The following is a 23,672-nucleotide window of genomic DNA, read 5'->3' on the forward strand; positions in this document are numbered from 1 at the left end:
TTGAGCAACAGGAGACAGAAACGTGAAGAAGATCAAGACACTGCGGCCCGCCATGACGGTGCTGGCCTTGGGTATTGGGGCGGGGCTGGGCCTGTTCCAGGGCACGCTGCATGCGGCCGACTATCCGGCCGCGCAGGCCATCACGGTCGTCGTGCCGTTCTCGGCCGGCGGCGGTGCGGACAATGCGGCGCGCATCATCGCCAAGGCGCTGGGCGAGGTCTCGGGCCAGACCGTGGTGGTGGACAACAAGGCCGGCGCCAGCGGCGCCATCGGTGCCGCCCTCGTGGCGCGTGCCAAGGCCGATGGCTATACGGTGCTGTATGACGCATCGTCCTTCGCCATCAACCCGGCACTGCGCAAGCTGCCCTATGACCCGGCCAAGGACTTCATTGCCGTGTCCCAGGCCATCAGCGTGCCCAACATCCTCGTGGCCGCGCCGTCCTCGCCCTACAACAGCCTGGCCGACTTCATGAATGCCGCGCGGCAAAAGCCCGGCAGGCTCACCTATGCCTCCTACGGTCCGGGCAGCCTGGCCCAGATGGCGACGGAACTGCTCAAGGCAGACGCCAAGTTCGATGCCGTCCACGTTCCCTACAAGGGCGGGGCGCCCGCCATCGTCGATGTCATGGGCGGCCAGGTCGATGTGTACTTTGCCAACGCGGCCTCCAGCATCAATTACGTCAAGGGCGGCAAGCTCAAGGCGCTGGCCGTGTCCTCGGCCAAGCGCATGCCGGACCTGCCCGACGTGCCCACGGTGGCGGAAAGCGGCATCAAGGGCTTCGAGGTCACGGAGTGGAACGGCTTCTTCCTGCCCGCAGGCACCGCGCCCGACACGGTGCAGAAGCTGCAGGACCTGGTGCAAAAGGCCCTGGCCTTGCCGGCCACGCGCGCCAGCCTTGAAAAGCTGGGTCTGACGCCGGTGGGCAGTTCCTCCGCCGCCTTCACGGGCTTCGTGGCGGCCGAGCGCAAGCGCTGGGATGCCGTGGTCAAGGCCAACGGAATCACCGTGCAGTGAGCCGCCGCGCGTGACGGGGCTCAGGGCGTGGCAGTGACGCGCAGCAACTGCCCGCCCTGGGCGTCCGTCAGCAGGTGAAGCCAGCCGTCCGGTCCCTGGCGGACATCACGCACGCGCTGGCCCAGGCGCGGCAGCACCTGCTCGCTGGCCGTTACCTTGCCGGTCCACAGGGGGCAGGCCAGCCAGTGCCGGCGCGAGGCGCACGTCACCGTGCACGATGCGCAGTCGGCCGGCTTTGATCTGGCAAACATCATGCACGACGCGGCCAGAGCCAGCGGCGCCCTGTCAACCACTGCGCAAAAAGCCCGCGCAGCCACTTGCGCGGGTGTATAAACAGCGCTCTTTCGGCGCCGGGCCGGGTCCCTGCGTGGGGCGGTCGGCGGCGCCTCCTACCCACCAGAGAATCCGCAAGGGAAAAGCAGCCATGGGCGCGCAATGGAAAGCAAAGGGCAAGGCGCTGGTCGCCGATGCCAAGGGAAAGCTGTTTGGCAAGCTGGCCAAGGAAATCATCGTCGCGGCGCGCGCCGGCGCCGATCCGGCAGGCAACTCGCGCCTGCGCATGGCCGTGGAAGCCGCCCGCAAGGCCTCCATGCCCAAGGACACGCTCGAGCGTGCGATCAAGAAGGGCTCGGGCGTGGGTGCCGATGCCGTCAACTACGAGCGCGTGGTCTATGAAGGCTACGGCCCCAACCGCGTGCCCGTGATGATCGAGTGCCTGACCGACAACGTGAACCGCACGGCGCCCAACATGCGCGTGTGTTTCCGCAAGGGCCAGATGACGGCCGTGGCCTGGGACTTCGACCATGTGGGCATGATCGAGGGCGAGCCCGAAGGCGGTGCCGATGCCGAGCTGGCCGCCATCGAGGCCGGCGCACAGGACTTCGAGCCCGGCGAGGAAGAGGGGACGACGCTGTTCATCACCGACCCGACGGACCTGGATACCGTGAGCAAGGCGCTGCCGGCCCAGGGCTTCAAGGTGCTGTCGGCCAAGCTGGGCTACAAGGCCAAGACGCCGGTCAGCATGGCCAGCCTGTCGGCCGAGCAGCAGGAGGAAGTGCAGGACTTCCTGGCCGGCATCGAGAACGATGACGACGTGCAGCACGTCTATGCGGGGCTGGTGGATTGATCCCGCTGCCCCCCGCTCCCCAGCAAAAAAGCCGCACGATGTGCGGCTTTTTTGTGGGTGCGTGCACCAAGCTACTTGGTGCCGAAGATGCGGTCGCCCGCGTCGCCCAGGCCCGGCAGGATGTAGCCGTGGGCGTCGAGCTGGCGGTCCACGGCGGCCGTGTAGATGTCCACGTCGGGATGGGCCTTTTGCATGGTGGCCACGCCTTCGGGCGCGGCCAGCAGGCACATGAACTTGATGGACTTCGGGTTCAGCTGCTTGAGGCGCGCCACGGCGGCGGCGGCCGAGTTGCCCGTGGCCAGCATGGGATCGACGACCAGCACGTCGCGCTCTTCCATCTCGGAGGGCATCTTGAAGTAGTACTCGACGGGCTGCAGCGTCTCGGGGTCGCGGTACAGGCCGATGTGGCCGATGCGCGCGCCGGGCACGACGTTGAGCATGCCGTCGAGGAAACCGTTGCCGGCGCGCAGGATGGACACCAGCACCAGCTTCTTGCCGTCGATGACCTTGCCGGTCATGGTCTCCAGCGGGGTCTCGATCTCGATGTCCTGCAGCGGCATGTCGCGCGTGATCTCGTAGGCCATCAGCGTGGACAGCTCGCCCAGCATGCGGCGAAAGCTGTTGGTGCTGGCTTCCTTGCGGCGCATCAGCGTGAGCTTGTGTTGGACCAGCGGGTGGTCGATCAGGTGCAGAGTACTCATGGTTTTCTTCTGGAAAAAAGGGGCGCCGGCATTTGCGGCCGGCGCCAGGGGGCGGTTCAGTCGTGCAGAAAGCGTGCGTAGCGCGCCAGGTCCACATTGCCGCCGCTGATCAGAATGCCCACGCGCGCTCCCGACAGCGCAACCCCGCCATGCAGGGCGCCCGCCAGCGAGAGCGCTCCCGTGGGTTCGACCACGATTTTCTTGCGTTCCGCGTAAAAGCGCATGGCCTGCACCAGATGCTCGTCCGCCACAGCCAGGATATCTTCCACATGCTCGCGGATGATGGCGAATGTGATATCGCCGATGGACTGGGTCTGGGCACCGTCGGCAATGGTGTGGGGCGTGGGGATCTGCACGATCTGGCCTGCGCGCAGCGACTGGCGGGCATCGTCGCCGGCCTGGGGCTCGACGCCGTAGACCTTGCAGCGCGGCGCCAGTTGCCCGGCTGCCAGCAGGCTGCCCGACAGCAGGCCGCCGCCGCCCAGGCAGACAAAGAGGTAGTCCAGGTCGGGCACCTCTTCGAACAGTTCCTTGGCTGCCGTGCCCTGGCCGGCGATCACGTCGCGGTGGTTGAACGGCGGGATCAGTGTCATGCCGCGCTCGTCGGCCAGGCGGCGGGAGATGGCCTCGCGGTCCTCGGTGAAGCGGTCATAGGTCACCACCTGGGCGCCGTAGGAGCGCGTGGCTGCCATCTTGGAGGCGGGGGCATCCTCGGGCATGACGATGAGCGCGGGCATGTCCAGCATCTGCGCGGCCAGTGCCACGGCCTGGGCATGGTTGCCCGAGGAGAAGGCCAGTGCGCCGCGCTTGCGCTGCTCGGGCGTGAACTGCGACAGCGCGTTGTAGGCGCCGCGTATCTTGAAGGCGCCCGTGCGCTGCAGGTTCTCGCACTTGAAGAACAGCTGGGCGCCCAGCAGCTCGTCGGCGGTGCGGCTGCGCAGTATGGGTGTGCGGTGGGCCACGCCTTCCAGCCGGCCGGCGGCGGCGGCGACATCGTCATAGGTGGGCAGCGAGGGTGGGCTGTTCGTCGTCATGGCGTGCGGTTCCGCAAAGTGGATGGAGGCGCTTTCGATCATAGCCGCATGCGCGGGCTTTCAGAGCCCTGAAATGCGCCAGCCGTTGCATGGCAACGGCTGGGTGCTATGGTGTTTGATGCGGCGCAGGGCCGGTGCGCCAGCGCTTCAGCGCTTCTTGTTGCCCAGGATGCCGCCGAGCACGCCGCGCAGGATTTCCTTGCCCAGCGAATTGCCCATGGTGCGCATGGTGGACTTGGCCATGGTCTGCACCAGGCCGTCGTGCTTGCCGCCGCGTGGGCCGGTGGTGCCGAACAGCAGGTCCTTGAGCCCGTCCATCATGGCGCCCCCTTCGCTCGCCGCAGGCGTGGCACCGGCCGGGCCCGTGCCGGCTGGCGCTGCGCCGTCGCCGGTCGCTGCCGTGCGGCCGCGCAGCACCTCGTAGGCCGATTCGCGGTCCACTGCCTTTTCATAGACGCCGGCCACCAGCGACTGTGCCAGCAGGGTCTTGCGCTGCTCCTCGTTGATGGGGCCGATCTGGCTGCCGGGGGGGATCACGTAGGCACGCTCGGTGATGCCGGGGCGGCCCTTGTCGTCGAGGAAGCTCACCAGGGCCTCGCCCACGGCCAGCTCGGTGATGGCGGCCTCGATATCCAGGCCGGGCTTGGGCCGCATGGTGGTGGCCGTGGCCTTGACGGCTTTCTGGTCGCGCGGCGTGAAGGCGCGCAGCGCATGCTGCACGCGGTTGCCCAGCTGGGCCAGCACGGTGTCGGGCACGTCCATTGGGTTTTGCGTGACGAAATACACGCCCACGCCCTTGGAGCGCACCAGGCGCACCACCAGTTCGATGCGTTCGAGCAGCACCTTGGGCGCGTCGTTGAACAGCAGGTGGGCCTCGTCGAAGAAGAAGACCAGCTTGGGCTTGTCGGGGTCGCCGATCTCGGGCAGGCGCTCGAATAGCTCGGACAGCATCCACAGCAGGAAGGTGGAGTACAGGCGCGGCGAATTCATCAGCTTCTCGGCGGCCAGGATGTTGACCACGCCCTTGCCGCCGGCATCGGTCTGCATCAGGTCGTTGATGTCGAGCATGGGCTCGCCAAAGAACTTGTCACCGCCCTGCGACTCGATGGCCACCAGCCCGCGCTGTATGGCGCCCACGCTGGCCGCGCTGATGTTGCCGTACTCGGTGGTGAACTGCTTGGCGTTGTCGCCCACATGCTGGAGCATGGCGCGCAGGTCCTTGAGGTCCAGCAGCAGCAGGCCGTTGTCGTCGGCAATCTTGAAGACCAGGTTGAGCACGCCCATCTGCGTGTCGTTCAGGGCCAGCATGCGGCCGATCAGCAGCGGGCCCATGTCCGAGACCGTGGCGCGCACCGGGTGGCCCAGCTCGCCGAACACGTCCCACAGCGTGGTGGGGCAGGCCAGGGGCTGGGGAATCTCGATGCCGCGCTCCTGCAGGGAGGCCGCCATCTTGGCGCCCGTGCTGCCGGGCTGGCTGATGCCGGACAGGTCTCCCTTGATGTCGGCCATGAACACCGGCACGCCGATCTCGGAGAATCCCTCGGCCATTTTCTGCAGCGTCACGGTCTTGCCGGTGCCGGTGGCGCCTGTGATCAGGCCATGTCGATTGGCCAGTGCCGGCAGCAGCAGGCATTCTGTGGCAGAGTGGCGGGCGATCAGAAGTGGAGCGGCCATTTCGGGTTTCCTCGGGGGAGCATGCGGTCAAAAGTAAAATCCCAGCCGCAAGGTTAAATCAATATCAAAGGACAGCCTGTGGCAGGACACAGTAAATGGGCCAATATCCAGCACCGCAAAGGCCGCCAGGACGAAAAGCGCGGCAAGGTCTGGACTCGCATCATCCGTGAAATCATGGTGGCGGCACGCACGGGAGGGGGCGATCTCAGCGCCAACCCGCGCCTGCGCCTGGCGGTGGAAAAGGCCAAGGCGGCCAACATGCCGGCCGACAACATCAAGCGCAACATCGACAAGGCCACGGGCAACCTCGAAGGCGTGACCTACGAGGAAATCCGCTACGAAGGCTATGGCATCGGCGGCGCGGCCATCATCGTGGACACCATGACCGACAATCGCGTGCGCACTGTGGCGGATGTGCGTCACGCCTTCAGCAAGTACGGTGGCAACATGGGCACGGAAGGTTCCGTGTCCTTCCAGTTCAAGCATGTCGGACAACTGATCTTCGCTCCCGGAAGCGACGAGGACCAGATCATGGAAGTGGCTCTGGAGGCCGGCGCCGAGGACGTGATCACCGATGACGAGGGAGCCATCGAGGTGCTGACCGCACCCGCAGAGTTCGAAACCGTGCGCGACGCGCTGCAGGCCAAGGGCCTGACGCCGGAGGTGGCTGAAGTCACCATGCGCCCGGAAAACACCATCGCCCTGCAAGGCGATGACGCAGCCCGCATGCAAAAGCTGCTGGACATGATCGAAGACCTGGATGACGTACAGGACGTCTACCACAACGCTGAACTATGAAAATTCTTGTGATTGGTGGCGGAGGCCGCGAGCACGCCCTGGCGTGGAAACTGGCTGAATCGCCGAAATCGACCAAGGTCTATGTGGCCCCCGGCAACGGTGGCACGGGCCTGGCCGGCGGCAAGGTGGAAAACCTCAACATCACCGACCCGCAGGCGCTGCGCGAGTGGGCGCAGGCCGAGAAGGTCGCGCTGACCGTGGTCGGCCCCGAGGCTCCGCTGGCTGCCGGCGTGGTCGATGAGTTCCGCGCCCACGGCCTGCGCATCTTCGGCCCCTCCAAGGCGGCCGCCCAGTTGGAAAGCTCCAAGGCCTTCTCCAAGGACTTCATGGCGCGCCACGGCATCCCCACGGCGCTCTATGAAACCTTCACCGACCCGGTGGCGGCCCATGCCTACGTGGACCGCCTGGGTGCGCCCATCGTGGTCAAGGCCGACGGCCTGGCCGCAGGCAAGGGCGTGGTCGTTGCGACAACGCTGCAGGAAGCCCACGACGCCGTGGACTTCATGCTCGTGGACAACAAGTACGGCGTGGCCCACAACGACGGCGGCGCCCGCGTGGTGATCGAGGAATTCCTCGCCGGCGAGGAAGCCAGCTTCATCGTGCTGTGCGACGGCAAGAACGTCCTGGCCCTGGCAACCAGCCAGGACCACAAGCGCCTGAAGGACGGCGACCAGGGCCCGAACACGGGCGGCATGGGCGCCTACTCGCCCGCGCCCGTGGTCACGGCCGACGTGCATGCCCGCGCCATGCGCGAGATCATCCTGCCGACCATCCGCGGCATGGAAAAGGACGGCATTCCCTACACCGGCTTCCTCTATGCGGGCCTGATGATCGACGCGTCCGGCCATCCCAAGACGCTGGAGTTCAACTGCCGCATGGGCGACCCCGAGACCCAGCCCATCATGATGCGCCTCAAGAGCGATCTGGTGGACGTCATGCTGGCGGCCACCGATGCCAAGCTCGACCAGGTCGAGCTGCAATGGGACCGCCGCACGGCGCTGGGCGTGGTCATGGCCGCAGCAGGCTACCCCGAGGACCCGCGCAAGGGCGATGCTATCAGCGGGCTGCCGCAGGACGCCGCCGACGCCATGGTCTTCCATGCCGGCACCCAGCTCAAGGACGGCGTGCCCGTCACCAGCGGTGGCCGCGTGCTGTGCGTCACCGTGCTGGCCGACAGCGTCAAGCAGGCCCAGCAAAAGGTCTATGACGTGGCGCGCGGCATCCATTTCGATGGTGCCCAGTACCGCCGCGACATCGGCTTCCGTGCCGTGAAGAACTGAGTCCATGGCAGAGCAATCGACCGGGCAGGCGCTGCCCGTGGCCCAGGTGCGCGAGTACCTGACGGGCCTGCAGGCCCGCATCACGCAGGCGCTGGAGCAGGTGGAAGGCGAGGGCGGTGCACGCTTTCTGTCCGACACCTGGAGCAAGGGCCCCGGCGAGCGCCTGCAGGGCGATGGCATCACCCGCATCATGGAGGGCGGCCGCGTGTTCGAACGCGCGGGCTGCGGCTTCTCGCATGTGCGCGGGCCGCAGCTGCCGCCCTCGGCCACGCAGCACCGGCCTGAACTGGCGGGTGCGCCGTTCGAGGCCATGGGCGTGTCCCTGGTCTTCCATCCGCGCAATCCTTTTGTGCCTACGGTACACATGAATGTGCGAATGATTGCGGCCGGCTTAGGTGCGGCCGGCTCAGGTGCGGCCGGCTCAGGTGCGGCCGGCTCAGGTGCGGCCGGCTCAGGTGCGGCCGGCTCAGGTGCGGCCGGCTCAGGTGCGGCCGGCTCAGGTGCGGCAGGGCAACCGGGCAACGAGCCCACCTGCTGGTTCGGCGGCGGCATGGACCTGACACCGGTCTACGGCTTCGAGGAAGATGCACAGCACTTTCACCGCGTCTGCCGCGATGCGCTGGCGCCTTTTGGCGACGCGCTCTACCCGCGCTTCAAGACCTGGTGCGACGAGTACTTCTGCCTGAAGCACCGCAACGAGCAGCGCGGCATCGGCGGCATCTTCTTCGACGACTTCTCTGAGCTGGGCCAGGCGCGCAGCTTCGACATGCTGCGTTCGGTGGGAGATTCCTTTCTGGAGTCCTACCTGCCCATCGTCGAGCGCCGCCAGGCCATGGACTACGGGCAGCAGCAGGTCGATTTCCAGCGCTACCGCCGCGGCCGCTATGTGGAGTTCAACCTGGTCTGGGACCGGGGAACGCACTTCGGCCTGCAGTCCGGCGGGCGCACGGAATCCATCTTGCTGTCCATGCCCCCGCATGCGAGCTGGAGTTACCAGCGCGAGGACGCGCCCGGCACGCCCGAGCGGGCGCTGCTGGAGCAATTCCTGGTGCGCCGCGACTGGCTTTGAGTCCCATTGCCGCCATCTCCGGCCGCGTGGCGAAATCCGCGCGTGCAAGGGAATAGGCGGCAAAACTATAATTTCAATAGCTTGAGGCGCAGCGTTGGCTGCGTTCTCCACTTTCTTCGGCGCGAAATCTTCCGGCGATCTGTGGGCGAACTCCATGCATTTTGGAGCGCCGCTACAGCCAAGCCCTCTACGGGCCGCACGGCGCTCGCGCTATATTGATCCCATTTCTATTCCACTGATCACCGCCTGATGACCACTTCCACCAAATCGGATTCCGCAGCCAAGCGCGACGTGACCAAGCTGCAACGCGCCATTGTTGACGGCCTCGAAAACGTCAAGGCCCAAGACATCCAGGTCTTCAATACCGAAAAGCTCTCGCCGCTGTTCGAGCGCGTGATCGTGGCTGCGGGCACCTCCAACCGCCAGACCAAGGCGCTGGCCTCCAGCGTGCGCGACGCTGTCAAGCAGGCCGGTTTTCCCGTGCCACGCCAGGAAGGCGAAGAAAACGGCGAGTGGATCATCGTGGACTGCGGCCAGGCCGTGGTCCATGTCATGCAGCCAGCCATCCGCCAGTACTACCGCCTGGAAGAGATCTGGGGCGAAACGCCTGTGCGCCTGAAGCTGGGTGCTCCCAAGCCCACGCGCTCGGCCGCCACCGACAAGGCCGAGGAAAAGGCCAAGAAGGCCGCTTCCAAGAAGGCTGCTGCAACGGCCGCCAAGCCTGCTGCCAAGAAGGCCGCCTCTGCCGCCGCACCTGCTGCGGGCAAGAAGCCCGCTGCCAAGAAGGCAGCTCCTGCCAAGGCCACTGCACCCCGTTCCGCAGCTGCCAAGCCGGCCGCATCCCGTACGGCTGCTGCAAAGTCGGCCGCTCCCAAGTCCGCCGCCGTGAAGTCGGCCGCCGCCAAGGCTCCGGCCCGCAAGACGGCAGCGCCCAAGGCCATCAAGACCGTGGTGGTCAACCGCGCTCCCGCCAAGCCCAAGGCAGGTGCCGCTGCCAAGCCAGCCGCCAAGCGCGCTCCCCGCGCCAAGGCCTGAACGGTTCGGGACTGACGCTGCATGAAGCTGTTGATCGTGGCCGTGGGCCAGCATGTGCCCGACTGGGCGCAGACGGCCTACGACGACTATGCCAAGCGCTTTCCCCCGGAGCTCAAGGTGGAGCTCAAGGCCGTCAAGACCGAGCCGCGTGGCTCCAAGACGGTCGAGACCCTGTACGCGGCCGAGCGCAAGCGCATCGAGGCCGCCATTCCGCGCGGCACGCGCATCGTCGTGCTCGATGAGCGCGGCACCAATCTGACGACCAAGGCCCTGGCCCAGCGCCTGCAGGGCTGGCAGCTGGAGGGCGACGACGTGGCCCTGATCATTGGCGGCCCGGACGGACTGGACCCCGCCTTCAGGCAGGCTGCGCACGAGCGCATCCGCCTGTCGGACCTGACCCTGCCGCATGCCATGGTGCGGGTGCTGCTCATCGAGCAGCTGTACCGTGCCTGGTCGGTCAACGCCGGCCATCCCTACCACCGGGAATAGGGCCTGTCCCGGCTCCCAGGCTCTGCCAGCGGCCCTGTCACGCGGATCCGAGGATCTCGTGATACTATGATTTTGATAGCCTTCAGCGCTTTGCAACAAAGGGCTGAAGGCATTTCTCATTCTTATCATGCCGCCATTCATCTACCTTGCCTCCCAGAGCCCCCGCCGCCGCCAGCTGCTGGAGCAGCTGGGTGTGGCCCATGAGCTTTTGCTGCCCAACGCCGAGGGCGACATTGCCGAAGATGCCGAGGCCATAGAGGCCGAACTGGCCGATGAGGCAGCGCGCGACTATGTGCAGCGCGTCACCGCGCTCAAGCTCGATGCCGCCATGGCCCGCCATGCGCGCCGCGCCCTGGCTGTGGCGCCCGTGCTGTGCTCGGACACCACGGTGGCGCTGGATGGCCGCATTCTTGGCAAGCCTGCCGATGCCGACGATGCCCGCCGCATGCTGACCGCGCTTGCGGGCCGCGAGCACGAGGTGCTGACCGCCGTCGCCATACAGCACGGCGCGCGGCGCCTGGCTGCGCTGTCGGTTTCCCAGGTCTGCTTCTCGGCCATGAGCGCGCAGCAGATCGACGCGTATGTGGCCTCGGGCGAGCCCATGGGCAAGGCCGGCGCCTATGGCATACAGGGCCGCGCGGCGGCCCATGTGCAGTGGCTGCACGGCAGCTACTCGGGCATCATGGGCCTGCCGCTGTTCGAGACGGCGGCGCTGCTGCGCGAGCTGGGCTGGGCACTGTAGGCCGGCTCCCCGACCTGGGCCCGCAGGGGCGTGCAGGCATGCGCAGACCGCCGATGGCAGCGGATGGCGCGGCAAGATAGTGGCAAGCGGCCACCGGCGCAATGATTGCCGGGCCGCCATGGCCGAGAAATACAAACGACAAAGCACACCACAGGCACAGCATGCAGCAAGACATTCTGATCAATTGGTCGCCACAGGAAACGCGCGTGGCCATCATCGAGAACGGCGCCGTCCAGGAGCTGCACATGGAGCGCCCGCTGGAGCGCGGCCTGGTCGGCAACGTCTATCTGGGCAAGGTCTCGCGCGTGCTGCCGGGCATGCAGTCGGCCTTCATCGACATCGGCCTGGAGCGCGCGGCCTTCCTGCATGTGGCCGATGTCTGGCAGCGGCAGGAAGGGGGCGAGGCTCCCATGTTCGCGCGCAAGGACATGCCTGTCGTGCCCATCGAAAAGCAGGTTTTCGAAGGCCAGACCATCATGGTGCAGGTCATCAAGGACCCGATCGGCACCAAGGGCGCGCGCCTGTCCACGCAGATCAGCATTGCGGGGCGATTGCTGGTGCTGCTGCCCCAGGATGACCATATCGGCATCTCGCAGAAAATCCCGCAGGGCGAGCGCGACGCGCTGCGCGCCCGCCTGCAGGGCCTGGTGGGCACCAAGGAAACCGGCGGGGGCGGCGGCTTCATCCTGCGCACCAATGGCGAGGACTCCAGCGACGCCGAGCTGGCCGACGACATCCGCTACCTGCGCAAGACCTGGAGCCGCATCAAGGACGCCTCCGTGCGCCTGCCGCCCATGTCGCTGCTGCACCAGGACCTGAACCTGCTGCAGCGCGTGCTGCGCGATCTGGTGGGCGAGGGCACGCAGAGCATCCGCATCGACTCCAAGGAGCAGTTCGCCCTGCTCATGACCTTCGGCCAGGAATACATGCCGGCGGCCGTTCCCAAGCTGCAGCACTACCGCGGCGAGCGGCCCATCTTCGACCTGTTCGCCATCGACGAGGAAATCGCCCGCGCGCTGGGCCGCCGCGTGGACCTCAAGTCCGGCGGCTACCTGATCGTGGACCAGACCGAGGCGCTGACTACGGTGGACGTCAACACCGGCGGCTACGTGGGGGCGCGCAACTTCGACGACACCATCTTCAAGACCAACCTGGAAGCGGCCCAGCAGATCGCGCGCCAGCTGCGCCTGCGCAACCTGGGCGGCATCATCATCGTGGACTTCATCGACATGGTGCGCGACGACCACCAGGCCGAGGTGCTGTCCGAATTCAAGCGCCAGCTCGGGCGCGACCGCGTCAAGACCATGGCGGGCGGTTTCTCGCAGTTGGGCCTGGTGGAGATGACGCGCAAGCGCACGCGCGAATCGCTGGCCCACATGCTGTGCGAATCCTGCCCGGTCTGCCAGGGCAAGGGCCATGTGAAGACCGTGCGCAGCGTCTGCTACGAGGTGCTGCGCGAAATCCTGCGCGAGGCGCGCCAGTTCAACCCGCGCGAGTTCCGCATCGTGGCCTCGCCCAAGGTGGTGGAGATGTTCCTGGACGAGGAAAGCCAGCACCTGGCCGGCCTGTCCGACTTCATCAAGAAGCCCATCTCGCTGCAGGCCGAGACGGCCATGGCACAGGAGCAATACGACATCGTGCTGCTGTGAATCGATATTTATCTTGCTAATTCATTATCAATAGCAGTCCGTCTATTGGCGAATGAATGGGTTCAATTGAACTCATTCTTGCGTTGCTATGGATTGTTGATTCCCGATAATTAACTTTGTCTCGGCTTTTTTGATACTGTTTGTTGCAATCAGTGCCTCAGCAACTGAAAGGGCGACGAATGGGCATCGACTCCACCATTGTGCGTGCAGCCATACACCCGGGAATTGGTGTGGCGCGTATTGGCAATAGTCCGGATGAGTACTATGTCGGCCCCGAGCTGATGCATGTGCCGCCCATGGCGCCGGGCAGCCTGCGCGATGCGCAGGGCGCGCTCAAGCGCCAGGCTGCGCGCTTTCGCATCTACGGCTACAACGCCGCGGGCGAGGTGGTGCGTGAACTCACGGCCGACCAGGACCAGATCGAATGGGAAGTCGAGCTGGCCAATACCAAGGCTGCCTGGTATCAATTCCAATTGGCGCTGGACGTGCCTGAAGCCGCAACGGCCGATCCCACGATTTTGCGCAATGCCACGGTGAAGGACCGGAAAAGCCTGGCCATTCGACCCGGAGCCCGCCGCATTGCCAATGGCTCGGCCCCGGTGGCATTCGACAGCGGCAGTTTCTGCGGCAAGCCGGTTTATCTGGGCGAATTGCGCATTGAAAAGACGGGCCAGCTTCTCGTGCTGGGAGGCCGTGGCGTCTCTGCCTCCGTGGATGGCTCCAAGGCCACCACGTTTGCGAACAACGAGGGCTGGCATGACGATGTGGCCGACGGCCCCGTGCGTGCCAAGGTCGTCGTGGCCGGCGCTTCCGTGCCGGTGGATGCGGCATGGGTCACGGTTGCGCCGCCCAACTACGGCCCGCAGATGAAGTCGGTGCGCACCATGAAGGACCTGATGGAGGATGTGTACATCCACTCGGGCATGGCCGCCTTCCCGCCGCACGTCTCCTTCAGCCGGCACATCCTGCCCATACTCCAGCGCCAGAGCAGCCTGCAGTGGGCGAACAAGGGCTTTGCATCCCAGTTCGGCTGGGGCGGGGCGGCCAGTGTGGATGACGAGGCGTGGATCGCCAGGCTCAACAGCCCGGGCACGACCTGGGCCGAGCTGCGCCAGCAGGTGGCCAATGCCTTCCGCCGTTTTGACCGTGATGGCGCATCTCCCCAGCCCTGGCCCTGGCTGTATGGCGACGCCATGGCCGTGCCGCCCGCCGACACACCGCGCCAGCATGCGGCGCTGACGGCCACGCAGCTGAGGATGCTGGATCTGTGGGCCGGTGGCCATTTCCTGTCCGACTGGAAGCCCGGCCAGCAGTACCCTGCCCAGCTCGCCGACGTGCCGCTGCAGGAGCAGCCGGCCATGCTCGACCATGCCGCCATGGACGACTGCCTGGCCGACGCCTTCCACCCGGGCTGCGAGATCACCTGGCCCATGCGGCACGCCAGCATGTACCGGGCGCCGTTCCGCATCCGCGAGGCGGCAGTGAACCCGCCCGAGCTGCAGCTCTACGGCTCCCGGCTCACGCCTGCGGTGGCCCTGTCCGAGAGCGGGCCTCTGTATGCGCAGGTGGCCGGCGACCTCACGCGCTGGATGGCGGTCCCCTGGCAGACCGACACCGCCAGCTGCCGCAGCGGCTATTACGCCGGCTATGGCCCACGCTACGACCCCTACCTGCCCACGTTCTGGCCGGCCCGCGTGCCCAACCAGGTGCTGACGCAGGAGGCCTATGAAAGGGTCATCGACACGGAGCTGCCGCGCGAGCAGCGTGTCGCCGCCTTCAACCGGCGCGAGTCGTGGTTCCGCACACTGGGTGAGGAAGGCTATGAGAGCGAGATCAACCGCATGATCAGCCACTTCGGTGACATGGGCGTCATCGAGAGTCGGCCCGGCCTGCGGGGCGACAAGGACTTCCCGCCGGTGATGCAGGTGGAAAACCGCATCGCCCCGGCGCCGTCGCACATGCTCAAGACTGCGCAGCAACCGGACGGGCAGGAGGCGCCTCCCCGCATCGAGCCCTTCGATGCAGACAACGAGCAGCAGTTGCGCGCCATGACGCAGCGCGGCCCGGTGCTGCCGCGCTGAGTGCCGGCCATGCCGTCGCACGCCATGGCCGCCGCGCCGCTGCCGGATGAACTGGATGTGCTCGTCGTGGGCGCAGGGCCGGCGGGCGCGGCCGTTGCCGCGCAACTGGCAGGGCACTGCCGCGTGGCGCTGGTAGGACGCGCCGTGCAGGCTGGGCGGGCCATTGGCGAAACCCTGCCCGCTGCGGCCCGGGTGATTCTGTCCGACCTGGGCGTGTGGGATGCGTTCGCGGCACAGGGCCACCGTCCTGCCTGGTCGCGGCGGTCATTGTGGGGAAGCTCCGAGGTCATCTTTCAGGACGCGCTGTTCGACCCGCATGGCGCGGTCTGGCACCTGGACCGCAAGCGCTTCGACGCCATGCTGCTGGAGGCTGCGCGCAGCCGTGGCGTGCCCTGCCTGGTGCCCGCCACGCTGCGCAGCCTGCAGCGCCAGCCACCGGGCGCACCCATGCGCTGGCGCTGCCTGATCGATAGGGCGCAGGGCGACCCGGCGCACGGCCCGTTGGAGCTGTCCTGCCGCATCGTGGTCGATGCCACGGGCCGCGCGGCCCGCGTGGCCCGGCAGGTGGGCGCCCAGGTCCACCGTGGTGGCCATCTGGTCTGCTTTCACGCCTGGGTGGAGCCGCCATCGCATGAGCATGCAGGCACCACCATGATCGAGTCGGATGCCGAAGGCTGGTGGTACAGCGCCGACCTGCCCGATGGCAGTTGCGTGATTGCCTGGCAGACCGATATCGATCTGCCTGAAGCCCGGCGCCTGCGCAGCACGGCCGATCTGTTGGAAATGGCGCATCACACGGCCCTGGTGGGCGCGCGCAGCAGGGGCAGCCGTGTGCTGGAGCCACTGCGCGTGGCCGCCGCCCACGAACAATGGCTGGATGCAGCCAGCGGGCCGGACTGGCTGGCCGTTGGCGATGCAGGCCTGTCCTTCGATCCGCTGGCATCGCAGGGTCTGCTCAACAGCCTGGTCACGGGCAGCGAGGCCGCCAAGGCCGTGCGCCGCAGCCTGGCGGGCGATGCCGATGCGTTGCCTGCCTGGGATGTGTGGATCCGGTCGATACGCGCCGCGTACCGCAGCCATCACCAGCACTACTATGCGCTGGAGCCGCGCTGGGCGAACGAGACGTTCTGGGCTCGCCGCCAGCGGGCGCCGGAGGCGGGGACCGGAGCCGACGTTATTGCCGCTCCAGCTTCGCCGTCTGCACGATCGCATTCCAGCGCTGGTACTCGGCCCGCGTGAATTCGCGGAAGGCCTTGGAGTCCAGCAGGCGCACTTCGCCGCCCAGCGCCGTCACCTTGGACTTGAAGTCGGCATGGCCCGCCACCTTGAGCGTGGCCTCTTCCAGGCGCTTGACGATGGCGGCCGGCGTGCCCTTGGGTGCCAGCACGCCGTTCCAGGTGCCGGTCACGAAGGTGGGGTAGCCGCTTTCCTTCATGGTCGGTACATCGGGCAGGGCGGGCAGGCGCTGCTCGGAGGTCACGGCCAGGGCCTTGAGCTTGCCGGACTGCACGAAGGGCAGGGCGGGCGTCACGTTCTCGAAGATGAAATCGATCTGGCCGCCCAGCAGGTCGGTCAGGGCCGGCGCGCTGCCCTTGTAGGGCACATGCACCATGTCCAGCTGGGTGGCGCTCTTGAACAGCTCGCCCGACAGGTGGACCGTGGAGCCGCTGCCCGGCGAGCCATAGCTCATGCCGGTCTTTTGCGCGGCGGCGCGTGCCACCAGGTCCTTCACCGTCCTGGCGGGCGTGCGCGTCTCGTTGACGACCAGCACATTGGGAATGGTGGTCACCAGGGCCACGTACTCGAAATCGCCCAGGTTCTTCTCGCTGAGGTTCTTGTACAGGCTCTGGTTGATGGCCTGGGTGCCGGCCGTGCCGAACAGCAGCGTGTAGCCATCATTGGCCGCCGAAGCCACGCGGCTGGCGCCGATGGAGCCGTTGGCGCCGGAGATGTTTTCCACGATCACGGGCTGGCCCAGCGATTCGGACAGGCCCTGCGCCACCATGCGCGCCAGCACATCGGTATTGCCGCCAGGGGCGAAGGGCACGACCAGCTTGACGGGCCGGGCCGGGTAGGCATCCGCCCAGGCCTGGGGCAGGGGCAGCAGCGTAGTGGCGCCAAGCAGCGCGGCAGCGCGCAGGAATTGCTTGCGTGAAAGGGTGCGGGGCATGGGGATGTCTCCTTGTCGATGTTCTGGTGGCGCAGCGGCTGGGGCCAGCGGCAGATTTTTCAGGCGGGCCAATGCTGGGCGGTGGCTGTCTTGACGTCAATCAATGTTTTGGCAGGACGTCATGCGGCGGGCGAATGACCTGTTCGGCCTTGCTTGTCAAATGAGAATGGATTGCACCGGCGTGCGCCCGTCATGGCTCCTGCAACCACGGCGCAAGCCTCCTGGACCCGCCCATGAACAAGGTCCGCACCCTCTCCTGCATCCGCCCCCGGCGCTGCCAACTGTCCGCATCCATGCGGCTTTGCGGCTCCTGCCTGCACCTGCACGGTGCGCCCCATGGCGCGGCCCGGCGCCCGCCGGGGCACCGGGGTGGGGTGGGCATTGCCGATGCCGATACAGCTCAGAAATCCGCCTTCAGGCTCACCGTCAGATTGCGCGGCTCGCCCCACCAGCCCTGGTTGTAGAAGCCGATCTGGCTGTAGTACTGGCGGTCCAGCAGGTTGTTGAGCTGCACGCTGGCCGACCAGGTGGGGTCGATGCGGTAGTGGGCCGAGAGGTTGACCACCAGGTAGCTGCCCTGGCCGACCTGCACGCTCTGGCGCAGCGGGTTGGTCACGTTCTGCCAGATGCGGCTTTGCCAGCGCAGGTTGCCGCCCAGGCTCAGGCCCTGCAGCGCACCCTCGAAGCTGCGCATGGCCGTGAGCTTGACCAGGCTGCGCGGGTGCGTGGTGTTGAAGGCGGCGCCGCTGGCGCTGCGTGCCGTGTAGTGCGTGTAGCTGGCGCCCAGGCGCCAGCCCCGGGCCGGCTCGCCGCTGAGTTCCAGATCGATGCCGCGCACCTGCGCGCCCTTGACGCCGCGATAGGCCTTCTGGTCTGTGGTGCCGTCGATGAATTCGCCTGTGTCCTGCGCCAGGTTGTCCTGGCGGGTCTGGAACAGCGCGGCAGAACCCTGCAGCCGGTCCTGCAGCCAGGAGCCCTTGAGGCCCAGCTCGAAGGCCTGGCCGGTGACGGGGTCCAGGATGCTGCCTTGCTTGTCGCGGTAGTTCTGGGGCGTGAAGATTTCCGTGTAGCTCAGGTAGGCCGTGTGCCGGGCATCGATGTCCCACAGCAGGCCGGCGTAGGGCGTGATTTCGTTGCTGTAGCGGTAGTCGCGCAGGCTGCCGAAGTAATTCTGGCGCGTGGACCAGCGGCTCAGGCGGGCGCCGGCCACGGCCGTCCAGCCATCGGCCAGCGAGAAACGCCCCACGGCATAGCCGCCGCTTTGGCGCATGCGGCTGTCGTCGCCGCCGTTGGAGGCGTCGGACCAGCCCGGCTCGGCCAGGCTGCCGTTGCGCCAGTCGAGGAAGTTGTCCGTGGCAGGCGGCGTGCCCAGCGGTGCATAGCGGCGGATGTCGATATCGTCGCGCACATGGTTCCATCCCACGGCAATCTCGTGCTGGCGCCCGAACAGCGCGACCGGGCCGCTGGCCGTGAGGTGCAGGCTGTCGCGCGAGCGGTCGCCCCGGTACTTGATGAAGGAGTTGGCCATGCCCAGGCCGGTGCTGGCGTCCGGCGCGCCGCCCCGGTAGACGTAGCGCATGTCGTAGTTGCCGTCGTTGCGGCTGTAGGCGGCGCGCAGCAGCCAGCGGTTGTCCAGGCGGTGGGTCAGGTCCAGCGTGGCCGTGGTGTTCTCCGTGCCGAAATGCGACCAGCGCGCGTTGTTGGACACCGAGCGGTCGAAGTCCGTGCGGCTGCCGTCCGCATAGAACAGCGGAAAGCCGGCGCCCATGCCGGGGCTGGTGTTCTTCTGGTATTCGAGGCTGGTCACGAGCCGGGTGGCGGGCGTCAGGGCCGCGCTGACCACGGCGTACAGGCCCTGCCTGCGCTGGCCAAAGTGGCTGACGTAGCTATCGCTGTCCGATTGCACGGCCACGACACGGCCATGGACGCGGCCTTCGCGGTCCAGCGGCAGGGACAGATCGGCCTCGGCGCGGCGAAGGTTCCAGCGGCCCAGCGTCAGCGAGGTATGGCCGCCCGCCGTCTCGCGCGGCTGCTTGCGCACGAAGTTCACCGTGGCCGACGGATCGCCCGAGCCATTGAGCAGGCCCGTGGCGCCGCGCACGATTTCCACACGGTCGTAGAAGGCCGTGTCCATGTCGGTGGCGCCGAAGTTCCACAGGCTGTTGATGGGCGAGGCCAGCCCGTCGAACTGGAAGTTGCTGACGCCAAAGCCGCGCGAGGAAAACTGATAGCGGTTGCTGTCGCTGCGGCTGACCGACAGGCCGGGGGCGGAGGCCTCCAGCGTCTGCGAGACCGTGAGCTGGCCGGCATCGTCCATGAGCTGGCGCGTGATCACGCTGACCGACTGCGGTGTCTCGCGTGCCGACAGTTGCAGGCCCGTGGCCGTTCCCGTGGAACCGCTGGTGTAGCGCGCCGTGCCTTCGGTGGTGCCCGCATCGGCGGCGGCGCGCACGGTGACGGTGCCCAGTTCGGTGTCGCTGTTCCTGGCAGGGGGCCTGTCCTCGTCGGCGGCCCAGACTGCTGGCGCAGGGGCGGCACACAGGGCGCAGATCAGCAGGGATAGCGGGGTCCGCGCGCCTTGGAGGTGTCGCGGGGCGGGGTTTTGAATGCGAATGCTCATCATTTCCATGGTCCTGGGCGTGAGCCCGGATTGTGGGAAATGTGCGCCGCCGCCGCCTGTTCCCGGCGACGCCAGTCCTATGGTTTGCGACGCAGGCTGCCTTGGCTGGGCGCGTGGCCGAAGCGCTGGCGAAAGGCCGTGGCGAAATTGCTGGCGTGCTGAAAGCCCACGCAGTCGGCCGCTTCCTGCACGCTCCAGCCCTGTGCCAGCCGCTCGCGCGCCAATTGCATGCGGCGCTCGCGCAGCCAGCCGAACACGGTCTGGCCGTAGGCGGCCTGGAATTTCTCGCGCAGCGTGGTCGGGCTCATGCAGGCCAGGCGCGCCAGGTCGTCCAGGCTGTGCGCCTGGCCGGGCGCTGCATCCATGCACTCGCGCACGCGCTCCAGGCCGCGCCTGTCCCGGGGGTGGATGCGCGGCGAGGGCGCAGGCCGCGGCTGCGCATGTGCCTGCAGCGCGCAGGCCAGCACCTGCAGCGCAATGCCTTCGCGGTGCAGCCGGGCCAGGCTGCCGCTCCAGACACCATCGAGCAGCTGGCGCAGCGACACCGCCAGATGCTCGGGCAGCGACCAGGCATGCAGCGGCGGGCCGGACTGCCGCAGGGCATGGTGCAGCAGCTCGGCCAGTTCGGCATCGGCGCAGGCCTCGGGCGCCTCGATGGACAGGTTGAAGCCGCGCACCGTCTGGCCTGCCGCATGGGTGGCCTTGAGCACCTCGGTGTCGCCGCAGGAGAATGCCGCTGCGGCATGGCGCGTCACGCTCAGGGCCTTGCGGGCGGCGGGCAGCTGCAGCTCGGCCTGGCCGTCCAGCAGGACTACGGCGGTGAAGCGCCGCGGATGCTCGGACGTGGATTCATAGCCATGGTTGATGCGGATGTCGGAGCTGACCAGCTGCAGGCCCGAAGGCAGTTGGTGCTCCTGCACCTGGCCTTCGAAGATGCAATCGTTTTCGGAGACGGTGGAGAGAAAGCGCACGCTGAAACCGTGGCGCTGGCGCATGGCGTCGAGCTGCGCCGTGGTGTAGCGCTGGGAAGGGGCGGGCATGGGCGGAGGCGGAAAGGCGGTGGCGGGAAGCGCTCGCTGCAGTGAACGCTTCTCATTATCGCTGCAGGCTTGCTACGGCCCTGCGGCGGCCACGGCCCGTGGCGTCCAGCCCGCAGATGCGCAGGCTCAGGGCAGGGCGCAGACAAAGCTGGCCGCATCCTCCACATTGCCCGTGCCGGCGGCTGCGCCCTCGAACCTGTACCTGGCAATCTTCGGATACGGGCACAGCGGGCGCGTGCGCTGCGGAAAGTCCACGCTGGACGGCAGGGCCCTGGCGGCGATGGTGTCCGGGGCGATGCCTTTCTCCACCCAGTCGACCATGGCCTGTATGGAGTCGAAGCTGTCCGTGGCCGGGCCGCCCGAGCAATGGTTCATGCCCGGCACGAGGAAGGTGCGCGCAAAGTCCTGCGTGGCCTGCATGCCTCCGTTGTTGGCGGCCAGGCGCTCGTAGTAGTCCAGCGTGTCCAGCGCCGAGAAGATGGGGTCGGACATGCCGTGGATGAAGAGCATCTTGCCGCCGTGCTGCCGGAAGGCCGTGAGCCGGTCGTCCCGGTAGGTGTCATAGATGGCCGAGTAGGCCTGCATGCGCGCCGGGTCGGTGTCGAAGTTGAAGGCCAGCGGGTTGAAGCCCAGGTCTGGCGGGGTGAGGAATTCGTTGACCAGCGCATCCACGATCAGCGTGATGTAGCGCGAATCCGGCGTGGCGGTGGTGGAGCTGCCCAGTGTCCAGGTGCGCCAGCCCGGCGCTGCCAGGCCCGGATCCCACGGCTGGCCCGCATACAGGGCCTGGCCTGCCGAGTTGCGCGGCCCGGCAAACACGTTTCTGAGCGCGTTCACCTGTCCGCTGCTCAGGCAGCTGCCGGTCTTGGCGCCGCCGCACTGCAGCACGCCGGGGTCGAAATGGCAGGCCTTGACGTGGTTCACCATGCCATCGGCCACGCCGTCGGCCGCATCGCAGGAGGCGGTCACGGCCTTGGCCACCAGGTTCAGGTCCTCGTTGCTGAAGGCCCGGGAGAGGATGCGCCGGCCGCTGCTGTCGGTCGGCGCGATGGCTTCGAACTCGATGGTGTTCCACATCGCGGCCACCGTGGCGCCGCTCGATACCCGCATGGCAGGGGCACCGGCCGTGATGGCGTCGAAGTAGTCGGGAAATCGCTGCGAGAACACCATGCCCTGGCGTCCTCCGCCCGAGCAGCCTGAAAAATAGGAGTGCTCAGGCTTGCGCCCGTAGCGCGTGGAGATCAGCGATTTGGCCGCCACGGCGGTCTTGTCGTAGGCGTTGTAGGCGTGGTCCAGCCGGGCCTGAGGGTCGGCACCGAAGCTGGCCGTCGTGCCGGTGTGGCCCGCGTCGGTGGAGACCACCGCAAAGCCCTGGCCCAGCGGCGAAGGCGTTGCGCCAGAGATGCTGGAGCTCAGCGAGGTGTCGCGCAGGATGCCGTCGTTGCCACCGCCGCCGATGAAGAGAAACCGGCCGTTCCATTGGTCCGGCAGGCTGAGCTGGAACCCGATGGCGTAGTTCTTGCCGTCCACGCCCACGCGCGGGTTGATGGCACCGGTGACTACGCAGTGCCCGGGCAGCAGCGCTCCGGTGCTGGCGCCGCCCGGCCTGCGGGTGTCGGGCGGCACATAGCTGGTGGACAGCCGGGTGGCCGCAAGGCCTGCCCTGTCAGGCAGGTCGGCGCAGGCGGCCGCCTGCGTTGTGGCATCGGCCAAAGTGGGGCTGCTGCCACCGCCACAGCCCGCCATGAGCAGGGATGCGGCAAAGGCGGCCGTGGATGGAAAAACGCGCCGCAAGGCGCGTGGGGCGTGGTCGGTTCGCATGGCTTGTGTCTCCTGTCGCCCGAGCGTAAGACCAGGGACGGAGGGGCCATGTCATCTCAGAGGATGACGGGACAACCCGGCGTGGGCGCTGCCCCGCGCCCGGTTTCAGAGTTTGCGCAGCCGCTCCAACGCCGCACGCAGCGTGCTGTCTTGCTTGGCAAAGCAAAAGCGCACCACGCGCTGGTCGAAGCCGTCGCCATAGAAGGCCGACAGCGGGATGGCCGCCACGCCATGCTCCCGGACCAGCCACTGGCAGAACGCGGCTTCGTCCAGGTCCGACACGGCCGAGATGTCGGCGCAGACGAAGTAGGTCCCCGCCGTGGGCAGCAGGCGCAGGCGCGAGCCTTCCAGGCCCTGGCAGAACAGGTCGCGCTTGGCCTGGTAGAAGGCGGGCAGCTGCAGGTAGGGCGCAGGGTCGGCCATGTAGCTGGCCAGGCCCGCCTGCATGGGCGTGTTGACGGTGAAGACGTTGAACTGGTGGACCTTGCGGAACTCGGCCGTGAGCGCGGCCGGCGCGGCGACGGTGCCCACCTTCCAGCCCGTGACATGGTAGGTCTTGCCGAAGCTGGAGACGATGAAGGCGCGCGCCGCCAGGCCGGCAAAGCGCGCGGCGCTCTGGTGCTGGCGGCCGTCGTAGACCATGTGCTCGTAGACCTCGTCGCTGATCAGCAGCACGTCGGTGGGCGCCAGCAGCTCCTGCAGCTGCAGCATCTCGGCATCGCTCCAGATGGTGGCGCTGGGGTTGTGCGGGCTGTTGATGATCAGCAGCCGGGTGCGCGGCGTGATGGCGGCGGCAATTTTGGCGAAGTCGGGCTTGAAGCTGCCCGGCGTCAGCGGCACGCGCACGGGCACGCCGCCGGCCAGCTCGATATTGGGCATGTAGCTGTCGTAGCAGGGGTCGAGCACGATGACCTCATCGCCCGCATGCACGGTGGCCAGGATGGCGGTGAGGATGGCCTGCGTGGCGCCGGCCGTGACCGTGATCTCGGTGCCCGCGTCGTAGCGGCGGCCGTACAGCGCCTGCATCTTGTCGGCCATGGCCTGGCGCAGCTGCGGCAGGCCGGGCATGGGCGGGTACTGGTTGTGGCCGGCCTGCATGGCGGCCGTGACGGCATCGACCAGCCTGGGGTCGCAGCCGAAGTCGGGGAAGCCCTGGCCCAGGTTCACCGCCTGGTGCTCGGCGGCCAGCGCCGACATGGTGGTGAAGATGGTCGTGCCCACATGGGGCAGGCGGCTGGGGAAGGCGGGCGTGCGGGGCGTGGCAGAGGTCATGGCGGAGGCAGCGGAAAACGGGAACGGGCCCGCACTGCGGGCCCGGTGGGGCGGAG

The 23,672-nt window shown here is 67.5% G+C and carries 19 protein-coding genes and 1 pseudogene; 11 read left to right on the forward strand and 9 right to left on the reverse strand.

All coding sequences use genetic code 11. The features are described 5' to 3' along the window. The first annotated feature begins 22 nt into the window (after positions 1 to 22). Entirely contained in the window at positions 23 to 1,015 is a 993-nt protein-coding gene (locus DACI_RS17725) for a tripartite tricarboxylate transporter substrate binding protein (RefSeq protein WP_012205351.1), read from the forward strand. 20 nt (positions 1,016 to 1,035) lie between these two features. Here the strand turns inward: DACI_RS17725 and DACI_RS31390 are convergent. After that, positions 1,036 to 1,176, reverse strand: a pseudogene (locus tag DACI_RS31390) (PQQ-dependent sugar dehydrogenase); the annotation flags it as partial. 263 nt (positions 1,177 to 1,439) lie between these two features. On the opposite strand from DACI_RS31390, the gene DACI_RS17735 reads away from it, so the two are divergent. Beyond that, positions 1,440 to 2,141 (forward strand): YebC/PmpR family DNA-binding transcriptional regulator, encoded by a 702-nt coding sequence (locus DACI_RS17735; protein WP_012205353.1) that lies wholly within the window; start codon positions 1,440 to 1,442, stop codon positions 2,139 to 2,141. Positions 2,142 to 2,212: 71 nt separating this feature from the next. Here DACI_RS17735 and upp read toward each other — a convergent pair whose 3' ends face one another. The 3 genes from upp to DACI_RS17750 all read right to left on the reverse strand — a co-directional run bounded on the left by upp (position 2,213) and on the right by DACI_RS17750 (position 5,550). Next, positions 2,213 to 2,842, reverse strand: coding sequence for a uracil phosphoribosyltransferase (gene upp / locus DACI_RS17740; RefSeq protein WP_012205354.1), 630 nt, complete (start codon positions 2,840 to 2,842; stop codon positions 2,213 to 2,215). A 56-nt stretch (positions 2,843 to 2,898) separates the two neighbouring features. Further along, positions 2,899 to 3,876: a threo-3-hydroxy-L-aspartate ammonia-lyase gene (locus DACI_RS17745; RefSeq protein ID WP_043783498.1), complete on the reverse strand. Its 978-nt coding sequence runs from the start codon at positions 3,874 to 3,876 to the stop codon at positions 2,899 to 2,901. 147 nt (positions 3,877 to 4,023) lie between these two features. Next, on the reverse strand, positions 4,024 to 5,550 hold the full coding sequence (locus DACI_RS17750) for a helicase HerA-like domain-containing protein (RefSeq protein WP_012205356.1): 1,527 nt from the start codon (positions 5,548 to 5,550) through the stop codon (positions 4,024 to 4,026). A gap of 78 nt (positions 5,551 to 5,628) precedes the next feature. On the opposite strand from DACI_RS17750, the gene DACI_RS17755 reads away from it, so the two are divergent. From DACI_RS17755 to DACI_RS17795, 9 genes are all read left to right on the forward strand, one after another. Further along, positions 5,629 to 6,348, forward strand: coding sequence for a YebC/PmpR family DNA-binding transcriptional regulator (locus DACI_RS17755; protein WP_012205357.1), 720 nt, complete (start codon positions 5,629 to 5,631; stop codon positions 6,346 to 6,348). Further along, complete coding sequence (gene purD / locus DACI_RS17760; RefSeq protein WP_012205358.1) at positions 6,345 to 7,628, forward strand: phosphoribosylamine--glycine ligase; 1,284 nt, start codon at positions 6,345 to 6,347, stop codon at positions 7,626 to 7,628. Before DACI_RS17755 ends, purD begins: the two co-directional genes overlap by 4 nt. Positions 7,629 to 7,632: 4 nt before the next feature. After that, complete coding sequence (gene hemF / locus DACI_RS17765; RefSeq protein ID WP_012205359.1) at positions 7,633 to 8,697, forward strand: oxygen-dependent coproporphyrinogen-III oxidase; 1,065 nt, start codon at positions 7,633 to 7,635, stop codon at positions 8,695 to 8,697. A 249-nt stretch (positions 8,698 to 8,946) separates the two neighbouring features. Continuing rightward, the gene (gene rsfS, locus DACI_RS17770; protein WP_012205360.1) at positions 8,947 to 9,732 is read left to right on the forward strand and encodes a ribosome silencing factor; all 786 of its coding nucleotides are present in this window, start codon (positions 8,947 to 8,949) and stop codon (positions 9,730 to 9,732) included. A gap of 21 nt (positions 9,733 to 9,753) precedes the next feature. Further along, complete coding sequence (gene rlmH / locus DACI_RS17775; protein WP_012205361.1) at positions 9,754 to 10,221, forward strand: 23S rRNA (pseudouridine(1915)-N(3))-methyltransferase RlmH; 468 nt, start codon at positions 9,754 to 9,756, stop codon at positions 10,219 to 10,221. A 127-nt stretch (positions 10,222 to 10,348) separates the two neighbouring features. Next, positions 10,349 to 10,963: a Maf family protein gene (locus DACI_RS17780; RefSeq protein ID WP_012205362.1), complete on the forward strand. Its 615-nt coding sequence runs from the start codon at positions 10,349 to 10,351 to the stop codon at positions 10,961 to 10,963. Positions 10,964 to 11,124: 161 nt separating this feature from the next. After that, positions 11,125 to 12,612, forward strand: coding sequence for a ribonuclease G (rng, locus tag DACI_RS17785; RefSeq protein ID WP_013802635.1), 1,488 nt, complete (start codon positions 11,125 to 11,127; stop codon positions 12,610 to 12,612). Between the two features lie 179 nt (positions 12,613 to 12,791). Beyond that, positions 12,792 to 14,693 (forward strand): LodA/GoxA family CTQ-dependent oxidase, encoded by a 1,902-nt coding sequence (locus DACI_RS17790; protein WP_012205364.1) that lies wholly within the window; start codon positions 12,792 to 12,794, stop codon positions 14,691 to 14,693. Between the two features lie 9 nt (positions 14,694 to 14,702). Continuing rightward, entirely contained in the window at positions 14,703 to 15,932 is a 1,230-nt protein-coding gene (locus DACI_RS17795) for an NAD(P)/FAD-dependent oxidoreductase (protein WP_012205365.1), read from the forward strand. On the opposite strand, the gene DACI_RS17800 is transcribed toward DACI_RS17795, so the two are convergent. The 5 genes from DACI_RS17800 to DACI_RS17820 all read right to left on the reverse strand — a co-directional run bounded on the left by DACI_RS17800 (position 15,868) and on the right by DACI_RS17820 (position 23,616). Continuing rightward, entirely contained in the window at positions 15,868 to 16,863 is a 996-nt protein-coding gene (locus tag DACI_RS17800) for a Bug family tripartite tricarboxylate transporter substrate binding protein (protein WP_012205366.1), read from the reverse strand. The two genes, DACI_RS17795 and DACI_RS17800, sit on opposite strands and share 65 nt — an antisense overlap. A 400-nt stretch (positions 16,864 to 17,263) precedes the next feature. Next, positions 17,264 to 19,483 carry a TonB-dependent alcaligin siderophore receptor FauA gene (gene fauA, locus DACI_RS17805; protein ID WP_225970945.1) on the reverse strand — a complete coding sequence of 740 codons (2,220 nt, stop codon included), beginning with the start codon at positions 19,481 to 19,483 and terminating at the stop codon, positions 17,264 to 17,266. Between the two features lie 77 nt (positions 19,484 to 19,560). Next, positions 19,561 to 20,523 (reverse strand): helix-turn-helix transcriptional regulator, encoded by a 963-nt coding sequence (locus DACI_RS17810; RefSeq protein WP_012205368.1) that lies wholly within the window; start codon positions 20,521 to 20,523, stop codon positions 19,561 to 19,563. 126 nt (positions 20,524 to 20,649) lie between these two features. Beyond that, positions 20,650 to 22,344, reverse strand: coding sequence for a tannase/feruloyl esterase family alpha/beta hydrolase (locus tag DACI_RS17815; RefSeq protein ID WP_012205369.1), 1,695 nt, complete (start codon positions 22,342 to 22,344; stop codon positions 20,650 to 20,652). Between the two features lie 105 nt (positions 22,345 to 22,449). Next, the gene (locus tag DACI_RS17820; RefSeq protein WP_012205370.1) at positions 22,450 to 23,616 is read right to left on the reverse strand and encodes a pyridoxal phosphate-dependent aminotransferase; all 1,167 of its coding nucleotides are present in this window, start codon (positions 23,614 to 23,616) and stop codon (positions 22,450 to 22,452) included. Positions 23,617 to 23,672: the final 56 nt, after the last annotated feature.

Origin of the sequence: Delftia acidovorans SPH-1 (genome assembly GCF_000018665.1) — a bacterium.
Taxonomy (GTDB): Bacteria; Pseudomonadota; Gammaproteobacteria; order Burkholderiales; family Burkholderiaceae_C; genus Comamonas; species Comamonas acidovorans.